This window comes from Serratia sp. CY32780 (assembly GCF_052169135.1).
Classification (GTDB): domain Bacteria; phylum Pseudomonadota; class Gammaproteobacteria; order Enterobacterales; family Enterobacteriaceae; genus Serratia; species Serratia sarumanii.
Genome location: NZ_JBJNLI010000007.1, coordinates 32,958 through 49,866, shown reverse-complemented (window position 1 = coordinate 49,866; position 16,909 = coordinate 32,958). Strand labels below are relative to the sequence as shown.

At 60.2% G+C, this 16,909-nt stretch carries 15 protein-coding genes; 11 read left to right on the top strand and 4 right to left on the bottom strand.

What is annotated here, in order from left to right; genetic code table 11:
• The first annotated feature begins 14 nt into the window (after positions 1–14).
• Genes pbpC through ACJ8HH_RS21795 form a run of 3 tightly spaced genes read left to right on the top strand, consistent with a single transcriptional unit; the run spans position 15 to position 3,680 of the window.
• Positions 15–2,363, top strand: a complete 2,349-nt coding sequence (gene pbpC / locus ACJ8HH_RS21805; RefSeq protein WP_060452045.1) for a penicillin-binding protein 1C — start codon at positions 15–17, stop codon at positions 2,361–2,363.
• A gap of 60 nt (positions 2,364–2,423) precedes the next feature.
• Positions 2,424–3,194, top strand: a complete 771-nt coding sequence (truC, locus tag ACJ8HH_RS21800) for a tRNA pseudouridine(65) synthase TruC (RefSeq protein WP_060452044.1) — start codon at positions 2,424–2,426, stop codon at positions 3,192–3,194.
• A gap of 33 nt (positions 3,195–3,227) precedes the next feature.
• Positions 3,228–3,680: a flavodoxin gene (locus ACJ8HH_RS21795; RefSeq protein WP_016929894.1), complete on the top strand. Its 453-nt coding sequence runs from the start codon at positions 3,228–3,230 to the stop codon at positions 3,678–3,680.
• Between the two features lie 57 nt (positions 3,681–3,737).
• Here the strand turns inward: ACJ8HH_RS21795 and ACJ8HH_RS21790 are convergent, their stop codons facing one another.
• From ACJ8HH_RS21790 to map, 4 genes are all read right to left on the bottom strand, one after another.
• A complete protein-coding gene (locus ACJ8HH_RS21790; RefSeq protein WP_004931929.1) occupies positions 3,738–4,127 on the bottom strand; it encodes a DUF3461 family protein in 390 nt (129 codons plus the stop codon).
• 129 nt (positions 4,128–4,256) lie between these two features.
• The gene (gene dapD / locus ACJ8HH_RS21785; protein ID WP_004931932.1) at positions 4,257–5,081 is read right to left on the bottom strand and encodes a 2,3,4,5-tetrahydropyridine-2,6-dicarboxylate N-succinyltransferase; all 825 of its coding nucleotides are present in this window, start codon (positions 5,079–5,081) and stop codon (positions 4,257–4,259) included.
• Between the two features lie 42 nt (positions 5,082–5,123).
• Positions 5,124–7,787, bottom strand: a complete 2,664-nt coding sequence (gene glnD / locus ACJ8HH_RS21780; protein WP_033649826.1) for a bifunctional uridylyltransferase/uridylyl-removing protein GlnD — start codon at positions 7,785–7,787, stop codon at positions 5,124–5,126.
• A gap of 73 nt (positions 7,788–7,860) precedes the next feature.
• On the bottom strand, positions 7,861–8,655 hold the full coding sequence (map, locus tag ACJ8HH_RS21775) for a type I methionyl aminopeptidase (RefSeq protein WP_004931936.1): 795 nt from the start codon (positions 8,653–8,655) through the stop codon (positions 7,861–7,863).
• A 345-nt stretch (positions 8,656–9,000) separates the two neighbouring features.
• Here map and rpsB point away from each other — a divergent pair, with 345 nt between their 5' ends.
• The 8 genes from rpsB to rseP all read left to right on the top strand — a co-directional run bounded on the left by rpsB (position 9,001) and on the right by rseP (position 16,883).
• A complete protein-coding gene (gene rpsB, locus ACJ8HH_RS21770) occupies positions 9,001–9,726 on the top strand; it encodes a 30S ribosomal protein S2 (protein WP_016929891.1) in 726 nt (241 codons plus the stop codon).
• Between the two features lie 129 nt (positions 9,727–9,855).
• On the top strand, positions 9,856–10,707 hold the full coding sequence (tsf, locus tag ACJ8HH_RS21765; protein ID WP_033635739.1) for a translation elongation factor Ts: 852 nt from the start codon (positions 9,856–9,858) through the stop codon (positions 10,705–10,707).
• A gap of 148 nt (positions 10,708–10,855) precedes the next feature.
• Positions 10,856–11,581, top strand: a complete 726-nt coding sequence (gene pyrH / locus ACJ8HH_RS21760; RefSeq protein ID WP_004931940.1) for a UMP kinase — start codon at positions 10,856–10,858, stop codon at positions 11,579–11,581.
• Between the two features lie 119 nt (positions 11,582–11,700).
• Positions 11,701–12,258 (top strand): ribosome recycling factor, encoded by a 558-nt coding sequence (gene frr, locus ACJ8HH_RS21755; RefSeq protein WP_004931943.1) that lies wholly within the window; start codon positions 11,701–11,703, stop codon positions 12,256–12,258.
• Positions 12,259–12,415: 157 nt separating this feature from the next.
• The gene (gene ispC, locus ACJ8HH_RS21750; protein WP_033649805.1) at positions 12,416–13,612 is read left to right on the top strand and encodes a 1-deoxy-D-xylulose-5-phosphate reductoisomerase; all 1,197 of its coding nucleotides are present in this window, start codon (positions 12,416–12,418) and stop codon (positions 13,610–13,612) included.
• A 277-nt stretch (positions 13,613–13,889) separates the two neighbouring features.
• Positions 13,890–14,648, top strand: a complete 759-nt coding sequence (gene ispU / locus ACJ8HH_RS21745; RefSeq protein WP_033649806.1) for a (2E,6E)-farnesyl-diphosphate-specific ditrans,polycis-undecaprenyl-diphosphate synthase — start codon at positions 13,890–13,892, stop codon at positions 14,646–14,648.
• A 9-nt stretch (positions 14,649–14,657) separates the two neighbouring features.
• A complete protein-coding gene (gene cdsA / locus ACJ8HH_RS21740; protein WP_033644875.1) occupies positions 14,658–15,500 on the top strand; it encodes a phosphatidate cytidylyltransferase in 843 nt (280 codons plus the stop codon).
• A gap of 27 nt (positions 15,501–15,527) precedes the next feature.
• Positions 15,528–16,883, top strand: coding sequence for a sigma E protease regulator RseP (gene rseP / locus ACJ8HH_RS21735; protein WP_004931952.1), 1,356 nt, complete (start codon positions 15,528–15,530; stop codon positions 16,881–16,883).
• Positions 16,884–16,909 lie beyond the last annotated feature (26 nt).

The window sequence follows — 16,909 nt, the reverse complement described above, 5'->3', positions numbered from 1 at the left end:
GGGGGTGAGAACGTATGAAGATCCTGACCGGGCGCGTGCTGCAAAACGGCTTGATGGCGGTGTTTTTACTGGCGCTGCTGCTGGCCGCGATTCGGCTGTGGCCGCATCCGCCCCTGTGGCAGGGGCTGCCGCAGTCTTCCGTCTATTACGACAGGCACGGTGCGCTGCTGCGCATCACCCTGGCCAACGACGACCGCTACCGGCTGTGGACGCCGCTGGAGCAGGTGTCGCCGTTGGCGGTGCGCGGGCTGCTGCTGCACGAAGACCGCTGGTTCTACTACAACCCCGGTTTTAACCCCGTCAGCCTGATGCGCGGCTTCTGGCGCAGCTATGTCGCCGGCGGCAAAATGCAGGGCGGATCGACCATCAGCATGCAGCTGGCGCGCATGCGCTGGCATCTCAACACCCGCACGCCGGGCGGCAAGCTGCTGCAGGTGCTGCGTGCGGTGCAGCTGGAACTGAGCTACTCCAAGCGCGATATCCTGGAAGCCTACCTGAATTACGCCCCTTACGGTCGCAACATCGAAAGCATCGGCGCCGCCAGCCTGATCTATTTCGCCAAGTCGCCGAAGGATTTGACCCTGCCGGAGGCGCTGACGCTGGCGGTGCTGCCGCAGTCGCCCAGCTACCGTCTGGAGCCGAAAACCGGCGTGCTCGGCACCGCGTTGACCCAGGCGCGCAACCGTCTGTTCCAGCGCTGGCAGCGGGTTTACCCCACCGACGCCAGCCAGCAAACGCTGTTCCGCCTGCCGCTGGCGCTGCGCCAGCCCGAACAAGTGCCCTATATCGCGCCGCACTTTATCGAACAGTTGCGCCAGCAGATGCAGCAACTGGTGCAGCGCGATACCCGCGTCGACACCACGCTGGACGCCGGGTTGCAGCGGCTGGTTGAGCGGCAGGTCAATGCCTTTATCGCCCGCAACCGCAGCCGCGGCATCCAAAACGCCGCGGTGCTGCTGGTGGACAGCCGCGATATGGGGGTGCGCGCGCTGGTGGGATCGGCGGATTATTACAATCGGCCGATCCAGGGGCAGGTGAACGGCACCAACGCCAAGCGCTCGCCGGGTTCGACGCTCAAACCGTTCATCTACGCGCTGGGCATGGAACAGGGCGTGCTGCATCCGATGACCATCCTGAAGGACGTGCCTTCGTCGTTCGGCGCCTATGCGCCGGAAAATTTCGACCGGCGCTTTCTCGGCCCGGTGACCGCCACCGACGCGCTGAATTTCAGCCGCAACATCCCGGCGGTGTATGTCGCCTCGCAGCTGCGCCAGCCGACCTTTTATCAGTTTTTGCGCCTGACCGGCGTCGCCAATATGGCCAACGAAAGCCACTACGGGCTGTCGCTGGTGCTGGGCGGCGGCGAGGTGACGGCGCAGGAATTGGCGAAGCTGTATGTGCTGCTGGCGAACCGCGGCGAGCTGCGGCCGCTTCGTATGCAACTGAACGAGGCCGAATCGACGCCGGTGCGGCTGCTGAGCGAGGAGGCCAGTTTCATCACGCTGGATATGCTGCGCCAGCACCGGCGGCCGGGCGATACGCTGGCGCAGCGTTCTTCTTCGCTGCCGGTGTACTGGAAGACCGGCACTTCCTGGGGCTTTCGCGACGCCTGGAGCGTCGGGATTTTCGGCCCTTACGTGCTGGTGGTATGGGAAGGCAACTTCGACGGGCGCGGCAACAATGCGTTGGTCGGCGCCGAGGCGGCCGCGCCGCTGTTCTTCAACATCATCGACAGCGTCAATGCCAGCTACCCCGGCCTGCGGGAACCGAAGCACCCGTTCCCCCAACGGCTGCGGCGGGTGGATATTTGCCTCGCCAGCGGCGATCTGCCGACGCCGTGGTGCCAGCAGAAGGGCAAGACCTGGTTCATTCCCGGCAAGTCGCCGATCAAGGTCGACAGCGTCTATCGGCCGGTGGTGCTGGATATTCACAGCGGCGAGGTCGTTTGCCCGCCGTATGACGCGGCGCAGACCCGCACCGAAATCTTTGAGTTCTGGCCTTCCGATCTGGCCAACGTGTTCGCCCAGGCCGGGCTGCCGAAGCGGGCGCCGCCGGTCAACCGCTGCAAGGACAACGGCATCGCCGTCGGCGGCAACGCGCCGCGCATCACTTCGCCGCTGAAAAACACCACCTATACTCTGCGCCAGTCGCAGCAGGGGCGAGATAAAATCGCCTTCAACGCGGTGACGGACGCCGACAGCAAGACGGTGTACTGGTTCGTCGACGATATCTATCTCGGCAGCAGCGCCAGCAAAAAGCCGATCGATTGGCGGCCGATCGACAACGGGCGCTACCGCATTCGGGCGGTGGACGATCGCGGCCGCGCCGATACGCGGCTGGTGACCATCGAATGGGTGAACTAGCGCTGAGCCGCACGCCTGTTATACTCGCGCCCGAAACGGCTATTTACCTGGGAAAGCGATGTGATTGAGATTTTGTATCAGGATGAACACCTGGTGGCGGTGAACAAGCCGTCGGGTTGGTTGGTGCACCGCAGTTGGCTGGATCGTCATGAGACCCGCTTTATGATGCAGACGGTGCGCGATCAGCTCGGGCAGCACGTCTTTACCGTGCACCGTCTCGATCGCCCGACGTCCGGCGTGCTGCTGATGGCGCTCTCCAGCGAGGTGGCGCGTCTGCTGTCGCTGCAGTTCGAGCAGCATCAGGTGCAGAAAACTTACCATGCGGTGGTGCGCGGCTACGTGCAGGAGGGGGCGACCCTCGACTACCCGCTGACGGCGGAGCTGGACAAAATCGCCGATAAACATGCCGATGCCGATAAAGGGCCGCAGCCGGCGGTGACGCACTACCGGCCGCTGGCGCAGGTAGAGATGCCGGTGGCCGTCGGCCGCTACGACAGCGCGCGCTACAGCCTGGTGGAGCTGCAGCCGGAAACCGGCCGCAAGCACCAGCTGCGGCGCCACATGGCGCATCTTCGCCATCCGATCATCGGCGACAGCAAGCACGGCGATCTGCGGCAGAACCGTGGCATGGCGCAGCATTTCGGCTGCCCGCGCCTGATGCTGCACGCCAGCCATCTGCAGCTGACGCACCCGGTGACCGGTGAGGCGCTGCGGGTGACGGCGCGCTGGGACGAAGACTGGCAAGGGGTGATGGCGCAGTTCGGCTGGGCGGGAGTATTCCCTGAACTTGCCGGGGTTGAGTTTAGCGCGGCTAACGGTCAGGATAGCTGACAATTTTTAAAGGTAATGAAGGGAGTAGGAGCCATGGCTCAGGTTGGTATCTTCGTGGGAACGGTCTACGGCAATTCGCTGCTGGTGGCGGAAGAGGCGCAAAACATCCTCAGCGAGCAGGGCCATGAGGTCAAACTGTTCGAAGAGGGCACGCTGGAGGCCTGGCAGTATTACCGTCAGCACTACGCGCTGGTGATTACCTCCACCACCGGGCAGGGCGATCTGCCGGACAGCATCGCGCCGCTGTTCCACGCCATTCGCGATCAGGTCGGCTACCAGCCGGAGCTGCGCTATGGGCTGATCGCCCTCGGCGACAGCAGCTATGACAACTTCTGCGGCGCCGGGCGCGCGTTCGACGCGCTGCTGCAGGAGCAGGGCGCTACCCGCGTTGGTGAAGTGCTGGAGATCGATGCGATGGAACAGCCGGAGCCGGAAGTGGCCGCCTGCCCGTGGGTCGAGCAGTGGGGCACGCTGCTGCAATCGTAAAGTAAAAAGGCGCCGCGAAAGGGCGCCTTGGCGATGATGCGGATCAACCGATCCGCATTACTTGCCGCGGGTGAGTTTTTCCAGATCGGCTTCGATCTCGGCAATCTTGTGCGACACCACGCCTTCGAGATGGCGCAGGTCGTCGAGGATTTTACGCTTCAGATCCACTTCCACCTGATCGCGTTGGCACAGCTGATCCAGTTCGTCGATCACGTAACGCAGGTTCGGGTTGATCTCGTGAATTTCCTTGTAGCCCTGGCCGGCGTTGTCCGCCACCACGGTTTTACGCTGGCGCGGGTACTTGAACTTCACGCTTTTAGCGAAGAACTCGCCCTTGTCCTTGCGGAAATAGATCTTGAGGATGTCGTTGTTGGCCTCTTGACGCAGGCTATAGCGATCGACGTCTTCCGGTTGATTGATGCCCAAACTCTTCAAGTTATCGTACATACTGCGCCCTCTTTAGATGTGATCGTTATATTCCACGACTGCAATTATGGCGGAAAGCGAGGTCTGCGACTGTGACTGCCAGCGAAACGCAGACAAAAAAATAGCGGGTGAATCACCCGCTATTTCAATTTAGTCGATAGTGCGCAATAACTCATTAATGCCGACTTTACCGCGCGTTTTGGCGTCGACTTTCTTGACGATCACCGCGCAGTACAGGCTGTAGGAACCGTCTTTCGACGGCAGGTTGCCGGAAACCACCACCGAACCCGCCGGCACGCGGCCGTAATGGATTTCGCCGGTCTCGCGGTCATAGATACGGGTGCTCTGGCCGAGGTATACGCCCATCGAAATCACCGAGCCTTCTTCCACGATCACGCCTTCCACCACTTCGGAGCGCGCGCCGATGAAGCAGTTGTCTTCGATGATGGTCGGGTTGGCCTGCAGCGGCTCCAGCACGCCGCCGATGCCGACGCCGCCGGACAGGTGAACGTTTTTGCCGATCTGCGCGCAAGAACCGACGGTGGCCCAGGTGTCGACCATGGTGCCTTCGTCGACGTAGGCGCCGATGTTAACGTAAGACGGCATCAGCACGGTGTTGCGCGCGATGAACGCGCCCTGGCGCACGGTGGCCGGCGGCACGACGCGGAAACCTTCCTTCTGGAAGCGCGCTTCATCGTAGTCGGCGAACTTCATCGGCACCTTGTCGTAGTAGCGGGTTTCCGCGCCGTCCATCACCTTGTTGTCGTTGATGCGGAAAGAGAGCAGCACGGCTTTCTTCAGCCACTGATGGGTGACCCATTGACCGTCGATCTTCTCGGCGACGCGCAGGGCGCCACTGTCCAGCAGGCCGATCACCTGGTTTACCGCTTCGCGCGTTACGGTGTCTACGTTCGCCGGGGTGATGTCCGCACGGCGCTCGAAGGCGCTTTCAATAACGTTCTGTAATTGCTGCATGCTGTTCTCTTTCCTGATGTTGTCGGTAAAAAGTTACTTGTATCACATTTTATCGTTTGGGGTGAGGGCCTCTGTCAACCGTTGCTCCAACTTTCTGCGCGTTTCCTGGTCGAGCGCGCGCCGCTCGCCGTCGGCCAGGATAAACAAGTCCTCGACCCGCTCGCCGATGGTGGAAATGCGCGCGCCGTGCAGCGACAGCCCCAGGTCAGCGAACACTTCGCCCACCCGCGCCAGCAGGCCGGGCTGGTCGAGTGCGGTCAGCTCCAGGTAGCTGCGGCGATCGGTATGGGTCGGCAGGAAAGTGACCTCGGTCGGCACGCTGAAGTGACGCAGCTTGGAAGAGGGCCGGCGCACGCGCGGCGGCTGATACTCCCGCTGGGTGATGGCCTGCAGCAGCGCCTGGCGGATCGCCGCGTGGCGATCCTGCGCCAGCGGGCTGCCGTCCGGCTCCAGCACGATAAAGGTGTCCATCGCCATGCCGTCGCGGTTGGTGAAGATCTGGGCGTCGTGCACGCTCAGATTGCGGCGATCCATCTCCCCGGCGACGGCGGCGAACAGATAAGGGCGGTCCGGGCTCCAGATGAAGATCTCGGTGCCGCCGCGCGTCGCCTGGCGGCTGACCAGCACCAGCGGCTGGGTGGAATCGTGGGCCAGCAGGTGGCGGGCGTGCCAGGCCAGCTGATTCGGCGAGTGGCGCAGGAAATAGTCGGCTCGGCAGCGGCTCCAGATGCGGTGCAGCGCCTCTTCGTCGATGTTGTCCATGCGTAGCAGCGCCAGCGCCTGCAGGCGGTGATGGCGCACGCGTTCGCGCAGATCCGGGCTGTTTTGCATGCCGCGGCGCAGCTGTTTCTCGGTGGCGAAATACAGCTCGCGCAGCAGGCTCTGTTTCCAGCTGTTCCACAGGGTTTCGTTGGTGGCGCAGATGTCGGCCACCGTCAGGCATACCAGATAGCGCAGGCGGGTTTCGCTCTGCACTTCGCTGCTGAACTGCTGGATCACCGTCGGATCCTGGATATCGCGGCGCTGCGCGGTGACCGACATCAGCAGGTGGCAGCGCACCAGCCAGGCCACCAGCTGGGTTTCACGCGAGTTGAGGCCGTGAAGTTCGGCGAACTCCACCACGTCTTCCGCGCCGAGGATCGAGTGGTCGCCGCCGCGCCCTTTGGCGATATCGTGGAACAACGCCGCCAGCAGCAGCAGTTCCGGGTGCGGCAGGCGCGGATACAGCTCCACGCACAGCGGATGGCGCGGCCGGGTCTGGTCGTCGGCGAAACTCTCCAGCTTCTGCAGCACGCGGATGGTGTGTTCATCGACGGTATAGGCGTGGAACAGGTCGAACTGCATCTGCCCGACGATCTTGCCCCACTGCGGCATATAGGCCCACAGCACGCTGTGACGGTGCATCGGCACCAGCGCGCGCGACACCGCGCCGGGATGGCGCAGGATGGCCATAAACAGATCGCGCGCTTCCGGAATGGTGCACAGCGGCTGTTTCAGGTGGCGGCGCGCGTGACGCAGTTGGCGCACGGTGGTGGAATAAATGCCCTTGATCTCGCGGTTGCGCACCATCAGGTAGAACATGCGCATGATGGCCTGCGGCTCGCGGATAAACAGCGTTTCGTCGCGCAGGTCGATCAGATCGCCGCGCAGCTGGAAATCGTCGTTCAGCGGGCGCGGCTTCTCGGTGGCGTCCAGCGCCAGAATGGCCTCGTCGAACAGCTGCAGCAGCATGTGGTTCAGTTCGCTGACGCGCCGCGTCATGCGGTAGAAGTCTTTCATCATGCGCTCGACCGGCTCGTTGCCTTCGCCTTCATAGCGCAGCAGCTGCGCCACGCTGAGCTGGCGATCGAACAGCAGGCGGTTGTCGTAACGCGGCAGCACCAGGTGCAGCGCGAAGCGGATGCGCCACAGGAAGCTCTGGCACTCGTTCAGCTCGTTGCGCTCGGCCTGGGTGAGGAAACCGAAGCCGACCATTTCGTCCAGCGAAGTGGCGCCGAAGTGGCGCCGCGCCACCCACAGCAGCGTGTGAATATCGCGCAGGCCGCCGGGGCTGCTTTTGATATCCGGCTCCAGGTTATAGCTGGTGCCGTGGTAGCGCTGATGGCGCTCCTGCTGCTCGTTGATCTTGGCGTGGAAAAACTGCGGCGAAGGCCAGAAGCCGTCGCTGAAGATATGTTTTTGCATCTGCAGGAACAGCGCGACGTCGCCGCAGATCATGCGCGATTCGATCAGGTTGGTGGCCACGGTCAGATCCGCCAGCCCTTCCAGCAGGCACTCTTCCAGAGTGCGCACGCTGTGGCCCACTTCCAGCTTGAGATCCCACAGCAGGGTGATGAATTCGCCGACCCGCTGCGACTGCTGTTCCGTCAGCCGGCGCTGGCTGAGCACCAGCACGTCGATGTCCGACAGCGGGTGCAGTTCGCCGCGGCCGTAGCCGCCGACCGCCACCAGCGCGGTTTCCGGGATATCTTCGAAGCCGTAGAACGTCCACAGCCGGCGCAGCAGGCGATCGATAAAGTCGCTGCGCGCCGCCACCAGGCTTTCGGCGCTGGAGCCGGCGTCGAAAGCCGCCGCCAGCCACAGCTGGAACTGCTCCAGCCGCTGTTTCAGCATCGGGCAGGTGAGCTCTTCGTCGCCGTAGGTGCTGGGGGAGGCGGGCGGCATCGGCACGGCCGGGGCCGCCTGTTGAAGGAGATTGTCAGACATAGTGCGCAGCCCATAAAAAAGGCCGGCAAAAGCCGGCCTGGTGATATTCTGCACGCGGCGTGCGCCGCGGTGCTTACATCTCGTGCGTAATGATGTTGGGGATGGTGTCATCCTTGCGCAACGTCATTATCTCGCAGCCGTTATCAGTGACCACAATAGTATGCTCATACTGCGCCGACAAGCTGCGATCTTTGGTTTTTACCGTCCAGCCGTCTTTCATGGTGCGGATGCGGTAGTCGCCGGCGTTGACCATCGGTTCGATGGTGAAGGCCATGCCCGCCTGCAGCACCACGCCGCCGTCGTCGGCATCATAGTGCAGCACCTGCGGCTCTTCGTGGAACACTTCGCCGATGCCGTGGCCGCAGTACTCGCGCACCACGGAGAATTTCTCGGCCTCGACGAATTGCTGGATAGCCTTGCCCAGGGTGCGCAGGCGGATGCCCGGCTTGACCATCTTCAGCGCCAGATACAGGCTTTCCTGAGTGACGCGGCACAGGCGCTCGCCCAGAATGGTCGGTTTGCCGACGATGAACATCTTTGAGGTGTCGCCGTGGAAGCCGTCTTTAATCACGGTCACGTCGATATTGACGATGTCGCCGTCTTTCAGCGTTTTGTCGTCGCTCGGGATGCCGTGGCACACCACTTCGTTCACCGAGATGCACACGGATTTCGGGAAGCCGTGGTAGCCGAGGCAGGCGGAGATGGCCTGCTGCTCGTTGGTGATGTACTCGTGACAGATACGGTCCAGCTCGCCGGTGGTCACGCCAGGTTTGACGTGCGGCTCGATGATTTCCAGCACTTCGGCGGCCAGGCGGCCGGCCACGCGCATTTTTTGGATGTCATCAGGTGTTTTAATTGAGATTGCCATGAAATTCGTCCGCAGGTGTCGTTATCGTCGACAATAAGAAGCAGTGACTTATGGTATCAGCCCGGCCGGGGGCTGCCAAATTTCATTTCCCGATGCCCGGCGCAAAGCAACAAAAGTTGGTGTCGGCGGCGGGTTTATGGTATAAAGCGCGCCGGCGATCCGCGACTTGGTTCTTGTGACCTGGCAGGAATTGGCCGAAAATACTTTAACTGCACTCATTTTGTGTAAATAACACACACGTATCGGCACATCCGCCGGGGTGCCCTGAGGTGACTTGTCGCCGCCAGGGTCGGCGTTATGGGATACGTGGAGGCATAACCCCAATTAATCTATAGAGGTTTAATCATGGCAACTGTTTCCATGCGCGACATGCTCAAGGCTGGTGTTCACTTCGGTCACCAGACCCGTTACTGGAACCCGAAAATGAAGCCTTTCATCTTCGGCGCTCGTAACAAGGTTCACATCATCAACCTGGAGCAGACCGTACCAATGTTCAACGCCGCTCTGGCTGAACTGAGCAAGATCTCTTCCCGTAAAGGCAAGATCCTGTTCGTAGGTACCAAGCGCGCAGCAAGCGAAGCGGTAAAAGACGCTGCTAACAGCTGTGACCAGTTCTTCGTGAACCACCGCTGGTTGGGCGGCATGCTGACTAACTGGAAAACCGTTCGTCAGTCCATCAAGCGTTTGAAAGATCTGGAAATCCAGTCTCAAGACGGCACCCTGGACAAGCTGACCAAGAAAGAAGCGCTGATGCGCACTCGTGAACTGGCCAAGCTGGAAAACTCCCTGGGCGGTATCAAAGATATGGGCGGTCTGCCAGACGCACTGTTCGTTATCGATGCCGATCACGAGCACATCGCGATCAAAGAAGCCAACAACCTGGGTATCCCGGTATTCTCTATCGTTGATACCAACTCCAACCCAGACGGCGTTGACTTCATCATCCCTGGTAACGACGACGCAATCCGTGCAGTAAACCTGTACCTGACTGCCGTTGCTGCCGCTGTGCGTGAAGGTCGTTCTCAAGATCTGGCCGTTCAGGCGGAAGAAGGCTTCGTAGAAGCTGAATAATAAGGCAAGCTCGTCACTGAGCCCTTATTAACCAGGTATTGACATATGTTGGTTAGGGGGGCCTGTTAAGGCCCCCTTTGCTTATCTGAATGAGAACTGTCTCCACGCGAGATAACCGAGGAAAAATAAATGGCTGATATTACCGCTGCCCTGGTAAAAGAACTGCGCGAGCGTACCGGCGCTGGCATGATGGATTGCAAGAAGGCGCTGGTTGAATCCAACGGCGACATCGAACTGGCAATCGAAAACATGCGTAAGTCCGGTGCGATCAAAGCCGCTAAAAAAGCAGGCAACGTAGCTGCTGACGGCGTGATCAAAACCAAGATCGAAGGCAACTACGGCATCATTCTGGAAGTTAACTGCCAGACTGACTTCGTAGCGAAAGACGCCGGCTTCCAGGCGTTCGCCGACAAAGTGCTGGATGCGGCCATGGCCGGCAAAATCACTGACGTTGACGTGCTGAAAGCACAGTTCGAAGAAGAGCGCGTAGCGCTGGTGGCAAAAATCGGCGAAAACATCAACATTCGTCGCGTTGCTTCCCTGGAAGGCGAAGTGCTGGGCAGCTACCTGCACGGCGCGCGTATCGGCGTTCTGGTTGCGGCTAAAGGCGCTGACGAAGAGCTGGTTAAGCAAATCGCAATGCACATTGCGGCAAGCAAGCCAGAGTTCGTGAAGCCGGAAGACGTGTCTGCTGAAGTGGTAGAAAAAGAGTACCAGGTTCAGCTGGACATCGCCATGCAGTCCGGCAAGCCGAAAGAAATCGCAGAGAAAATGGTTGAAGGCCGCATGAAGAAATTCACCGGCGAAGTTTCTCTGACCGGTCAGCCTTTCGTTATGGATCCGAGCAAATCCGTTGCTCAGGTGCTGAAAGAGCACAACGCTGACGTGACCAACTTCATTCGCTTCGAAGTGGGCGAAGGCATCGAGAAAGTCGAGACCGACTTCGCTGCTGAAGTTGCCGCGATGAGCAAACAGTCTTAATGACTGTCGATGGAACCGCCGTCTGGCGGTTCCATACTATCCAGCCAGAATTACACCGGTGGCAGGCCCTGCAGCGTGATGTTCACCTCAGGCGCGTTTCATCGGCTGAAATCCCCAATACTAATACTGCTTCTTAGGACAGAACACCATGGCAACCAATGCAAAACCCGTATATCAGCGTATTCTGCTTAAACTGAGTGGCGAAGCCCTGCAAGGTGCAGAAGGTTTTGGTATCGACGCCAGCGTTTTGGATCGCATGGCTCAGGAAGTGAAAGAGCTGGTCGAACTGGGAATTCAGGTCGGTGTAGTTATTGGCGGCGGGAACCTGTTCCGCGGCGCGGGCCTGGCGCAAGCCGGCATGAACCGCGTAGTGGGCGACCACATGGGAATGCTGGCTACCGTGATGAACGGCCTGGCTATGCGTGATGCACTGCACCGTGCCTATGTGAACGCCCGCCTGATGTCGGCGATCCCGCTGAACGGCGTGTGTGACAATTACAGCTGGGCAGAGGCGATCAGCCTGCTGCGCAACAACCGCGTGGTGATCTTCTCCGCCGGTACCGGCAACCCGTTCTTCACCACCGATTCCGCCGCTTGCCTGCGCGGCATCGAGATCGAAGCGGACGTGGTGCTGAAAGCCACCAAAGTGGATGGCGTATACTCCGCCGATCCGGTGAAAAACCCGGATGCGACGCTGTATGAACAATTAACCTATCAGGACGTGCTGGAGCGCGAGCTGAAAGTGATGGATCTGGCTGCGTTTACGCTGGCCCGCGATCACGGTCTGCCGATCCGCGTGTTCAACATGAACAAGCCTGGCGCGCTGCGCCGCGTGGTGATGGGTGAGAACGAAGGTACGCTGATCAGCAAATAAGGCTGTTCACACCCCTTTTTCGGTGCGCGTGACGCCATGCGCCGCGCGCTCTCCGAGTACGATTACGGGCTATACTTGAGTATCGCCTGCCAAGTAACCAGCTTCCAAGGGTTTGCAACGTGACTAATGAAATCAGAAAAGATGCTGATTCACGCATGGAAAAAAGCGTAGAAGCATTCAAAAACCAAATCAGCAAGATCCGCACCGGCCGCGCTTCTCCAAGCATTCTGGACGGCATCATGGTGGAATACTACGGCGCCGCTACGCCGCTGCGCCAGCTGGCCAACGTGACCGTGGAAGACTCCCGCACGCTGAAAATCAACGTGTTCGACCGCAGCCTGAGCCAGGCCGTTGAGAAAGCGATCATGAGCTCCGATCTGGGCCTCAACCCGTCTTCCGCCGGTTCTGACATTCGCGTTCCGCTGCCTCCGCTGACCGAAGAACGTCGTAAGGATCTGATCAAGATCGTGCGTGGCGAAGCCGAGCAGGGCCGCGTAGCGGTGCGTAACGTGCGTCGCGACGCCAACGACAAGGTCAAGGCGCTGCTGAAAGACAAAGAGATCAGCGAAGACGAAGAACGTCGTTCACAAGACGAGATTCAGAAAATGACCGACGCTTACATCAAGCTGGTCGACGCCGCGCTGGCGGAGAAAGAAAAAGAGCTGATGGATTTCTAATCAGTATCGCGCAGAAAAAAAGCGTCGCCTGGGCGGCGCTTTGTTTTTTGTGGCGCAGATCCCGTTTCATCGTACTGAAAGATCATGGACAAGCGGTGTCCAAGGTTCCACACTGGAACACCTCCGATCTCATCAGACAGTTATTCAGAGTGAACTCATGAAGCAACTGACCATTCTTGGCTCGACCGGCTCGGTAGGGACCAGCACCCTGGCCGTGGTCAGGGCAAATCCCGACCTTTTTGCGATCAAAGCGCTGGTGGCCGGCCGCAACGTCGCGGTCATGGCGCAGCAATGCATGGAATTTGGGCCCGCCTTCGCCGCGATGGCGGATGAAAGCGCCGCGCGCGAGCTGCGCGCCATTCTGGCGGAAAACGGCGTCGCTACCGAGGTATTGGCCGGGGAGCAAGCGGCCTGCGAACTGGCGGCGTTGGACGACGTCGATCAAGTGACGGCGGCCATCGTCGGCGCCGCGGGGCTGTTGCCGACGCTGGCGGCGATCCGCGCAGGCAAGCAGGTGCTGCTGGCCAACAAAGAGTCGCTGGTCACCTGCGGCCGTCTGTTTATGGATGCGGTGCGCCAAAGCCAGGCGCAGTTGCTGCCGCTCGACAGCGAGCACAACGCGATTTTTCAGAGTTTGCCTGAGAGCATTCAGCGTCAGTTGGGATACTCTTCCCTGGACAGTCATGGTGTTTCGCGCATCGTGCTTACCGGCTCCGGCGGCCCGTTCCGCACCACGCCGCTGGAGCAGTTCGCCGCGATGACACCGGATCAAGCCTGCGCCCACCCGAACTGGTCGATGGGGCGCAAGATCTCGGTGGATTCCGCCACCATGATGAACAAAGGTCTGGAATACATTGAGGCCCGCTGGCTGTTTAACGCCTCGGCCGAGCAAATGGAAGTGATCCTGCATCCGCAGTCGGTGATTCACTCGATGGTGCGCTATGCCGACGGCAGCGTGCTGGCGCAGCTGGGTACGCCGGATATGCGCACGCCGATCGCCCACGCGATGGCGTATCCGCAGCGCGTGAACTCCGGCGTGGAGGCGCTGGACTTCTGTCGCATCGGTTCGTTGACCTTCGCCGAACCGGAGCGCGAGCGTTATCCTTGCCTGTATTTGGCGATTGAAGCGTTCGATGCCGGCCAGGCGGCGACCACTGCGCTGAACGCGGCCAACGAAATTGCCGTGGCGGCATTTTTGCAGCAGCAGATTCGCTTCACCGACATTGCGGCGGTCAACCGCCAGGTGGTGGAGCGCCTCGCGCTGCAGGAACCGACCAGCATCGAAGCGGTCTTAGACATTGACCGCCAGGCGCGCGCCGCCGCCGAGGAGCGCGTTCGCGCGTTGCGCGGTTGAGGACGGCGATTATCCGATTTTGCTCGTAATTCACGCGTGCCGCAGCGGGGCCGTTTGTTCATGCCCCGCTGAGGTGGTATAGTCTGCGCCACCTGTCAGCGGTTATACCGTTGAATTATGGCCTGATTGGCGCCTTGTGCGCCAATGGCGGCCCGGCTGCGCCGGGCATCGCGAGGGCTGGCTGAAAGCCGTGTCGGGCACACGGCTTTTTTTGCGCGTAAGGGCCTGATGTTCCGGAAAGGCAGTTATATTTCTATTGAGGAAATAAGTACGAGTTATGTCGTCCGCAAACCAACAAGAGGCTAATCCATCTTCCCCGGGGCCGCGCCATGTCGCCATTATCATGGACGGTAACGGACGCTGGGCCAAACGTCAGGGCAAGTTACGTGTCTTCGGTCATAAAGCAGGGGTGAAATCGGTTCGCCGCGCGGTCAGTTTTGCCGCCAGCCACCATTTAGATGCGCTCACGCTTTATGCCTTCAGCAGCGAAAACTGGAACCGTCCGGTGCAGGAAGTCTCCGCCCTGATGGAGCTTTTTGTCCGTGCTCTGGATAGTGAAGTAAAAAGCCTGCATAAACATAACGTCAGGCTGCGAGTGATCGGCGATATCAGCCGCTTCAGCGCGCGTTTGCAGGAGCGGATCCGCCGCTCTGAAGCACTGACGGAAAATAACGATGGCCTGACGCTCAATATCGCTGCCAACTACGGTGGCCGTTGGGATATCATTCAGGGAGTAAAGGAACTGGCCGAACGGGTACGGGTGGGGGAGTTGCACCCGGATCAGATCAGCGAGGAATTATTGAACGAGCGGGTTTGCATGAGCGACCTGGCGCCGGTGGATCTGGTTATCCGCACCGGTGGCGAGCATCGCATCAGTAACTTCCTGCTGTGGCAAATCGCCTATGCTGAACTTTACTTTACTGATGTGCTCTGGCCTGATTTCGATGAACTTGTCTTTGAAGGTGCGCTGAATGCATTTGCACAACGTGAGCGCCGCTTCGGGGGAACAACACCTATCGGCGCCGATGCGTCCTAGGGAGAACTTTTGCTGAAGTATCGCCTCATAACTGCTCTGATTTTAATCCCGATCGTTATCGCGGCGCTGTTCCTGTTGCCGCCGCTGGCCTTTGCTCTGGTAACGCTCGTCGTGTGCATGTTAGCAGCCTGGGAGTGGGGCCAACTGGCCGGTTTTACCTCCCGTTCGCAGCGCATCTGGCTGGCGATACTGTGCGGTTTTCTGCTGGCGCTGATGATGCTCAGCGTTCCCGCTTACCATCAATCCGTGCCGCAGATAAGCGGCTCGCTGTGGCTGTCGCTGGCCTGGTGGCTGGCGGCGCTGCTGCTGGTGCTGTTCTACCCCGGCTCGGCCGCCATCTGGCGCAACTCGCGCCCGCTGCGCCTGCTGTTCGGCCTGCTGACCATCGTGCCGTTCTTCTGGGGCATGCTGGCGCTGCGCCAGTTCGGCTACGAGCAAAACCCGTTTACCGGCGCCTGGTGGCTGCTGTACGTGATGCTGCTGGTGTGGGGCGCGGATTCCGGCGCCTATATGTTCGGCAAGCTGTTCGGCAAGCATAAGCTGGCGCCGAAGGTCTCTCCGGGTAAAACCTGGGAAGGGCTGATTGGCGGGCTGCTGACGTCGGCGGTCATTTCCTGGCTGTTCGGCCGCTACGCGCCGCTGAACGTGGTGCCGACCACGCTGTTGGCCTGTTCGGTGATCGCCGCGCTGGCTTCGGTGCTGGGCGATTTGACCGAAAGCATGTTCAAACGCGAAGCGGGCATCAAGGACAGCGGTCACTTGATCCCCGGTCACGGCGGCATACTGGATCGTATCGACAGCCTGACCGCGGCGGTGCCGGTGTTTGCCTGCCTGATGCTGTTGGTGTTTTAATCCGTCGATGACGGAAAGTGAGGGATGATGGTCAGCGTGCTTTGGAACCTGGTGGCGTTTCTGATTGCGCTCGGTATTTTGATCACCGTGCACGAGTTCGGACACTTTTGGGTTGCCCGCCGTTGCGGCGTGCGCGTTGAACGCTTCTCCATCGGCTTCGGCCGGGCGCTGTGGCGCCGCACCGATCGCCAGGGCACCGAGTACGTCATCGCCTTGATTCCGCTCGGCGGCTACGTGAAGATGCTGGACGAGCGCGTGGAGTCGGTGGCGCCGGAAATGCGCCATCAGGCCTTCAACAACAAAACCGTCTGGCAGCGCGCGGCCATCATCAGCGCCGGCCCCATCGCCAACTTCCTGTTTGCTATCCTTGCCTATTGGCTGGTGTTCATCATCGGCGTGCCGAGTTTCCGTCCGGTGATCGGCGAAATCGCGCCGCAATCCATCGCCGCCAAGGCTGAAATTTCGTCTGGCATGGAACTAAAGTCGGTTGACGGCATCGAAACGCCTGATTGGGAATCAGTTCGTCTGGCGCTGGTGGCGAAGATTGGCGATGCGCAAACCGAAGTCGGCGTCGCGCCGTTCGGCTCTTCGCAGGTGGTGACCAAAACCCTGGATTTGCGCCAGTGGAACTTTGAACCGGACAAGCAGGATCCCGTTGTCGCGTTGGGCATTATGCCGCGCGGCCCGCAGATAGAATCCGTGTTGGCGGAAGTGCAGCCTAACTCGGCGGCGCAAAAGGCGGGTTTACAAGCGGGGGACAGGATCGTTAAAGTCGATGGTCAGCCGTTGGGTCGTTGGCAGACGCTGGTGAAGCGTATCCACGATGGCCCGGGGCAACCGCTGGCTTTGGAGATTGAAAGAAACGGCGCCCCCTTGTCTTTGACGCTGATACCGGATACAAAGCCGGTGGGAAAAGACAAATCGGTGGGGTTTGCAGGCATCATTCCAAAGGTGCTGCCGCTGCCGGACGAGTATAAAACGATTCGCCAGTATGGACCGTTCCCGGCGCTGTATCAGGCCGGCGACAAGACCTGGCAGCTGATGCGGCTGACGGTCAACATGCTGGGCAAATTAATAACCGGTGATGTAAAGCTGAACAACCTGAGTGGCCCGATCTCGATTGCACAGGGAGCAGGGGCGTCAGCCGGAGTCGGGTTCGTGTATTATCTGATGTTCCTGGCGTTGATTAGCGTCAACCTGGGTATCATCAACCTGTTCCCATTACCGGTGTTAGATGGTGGGCATCTCCTCTTCCTGGCGATAGAAAAGCTGAAGGGTGGGCCGGTTTCCGAGCGAGTACAGGACTACAGCTACCGCATAGGTTCGATCGTGCTGGTGTTGTTGATGGGTCTTGCACTTTTCAATGATTTTTCCCGCCTCTAGGGGCGGGGATAGGTTAGGAAGAACGC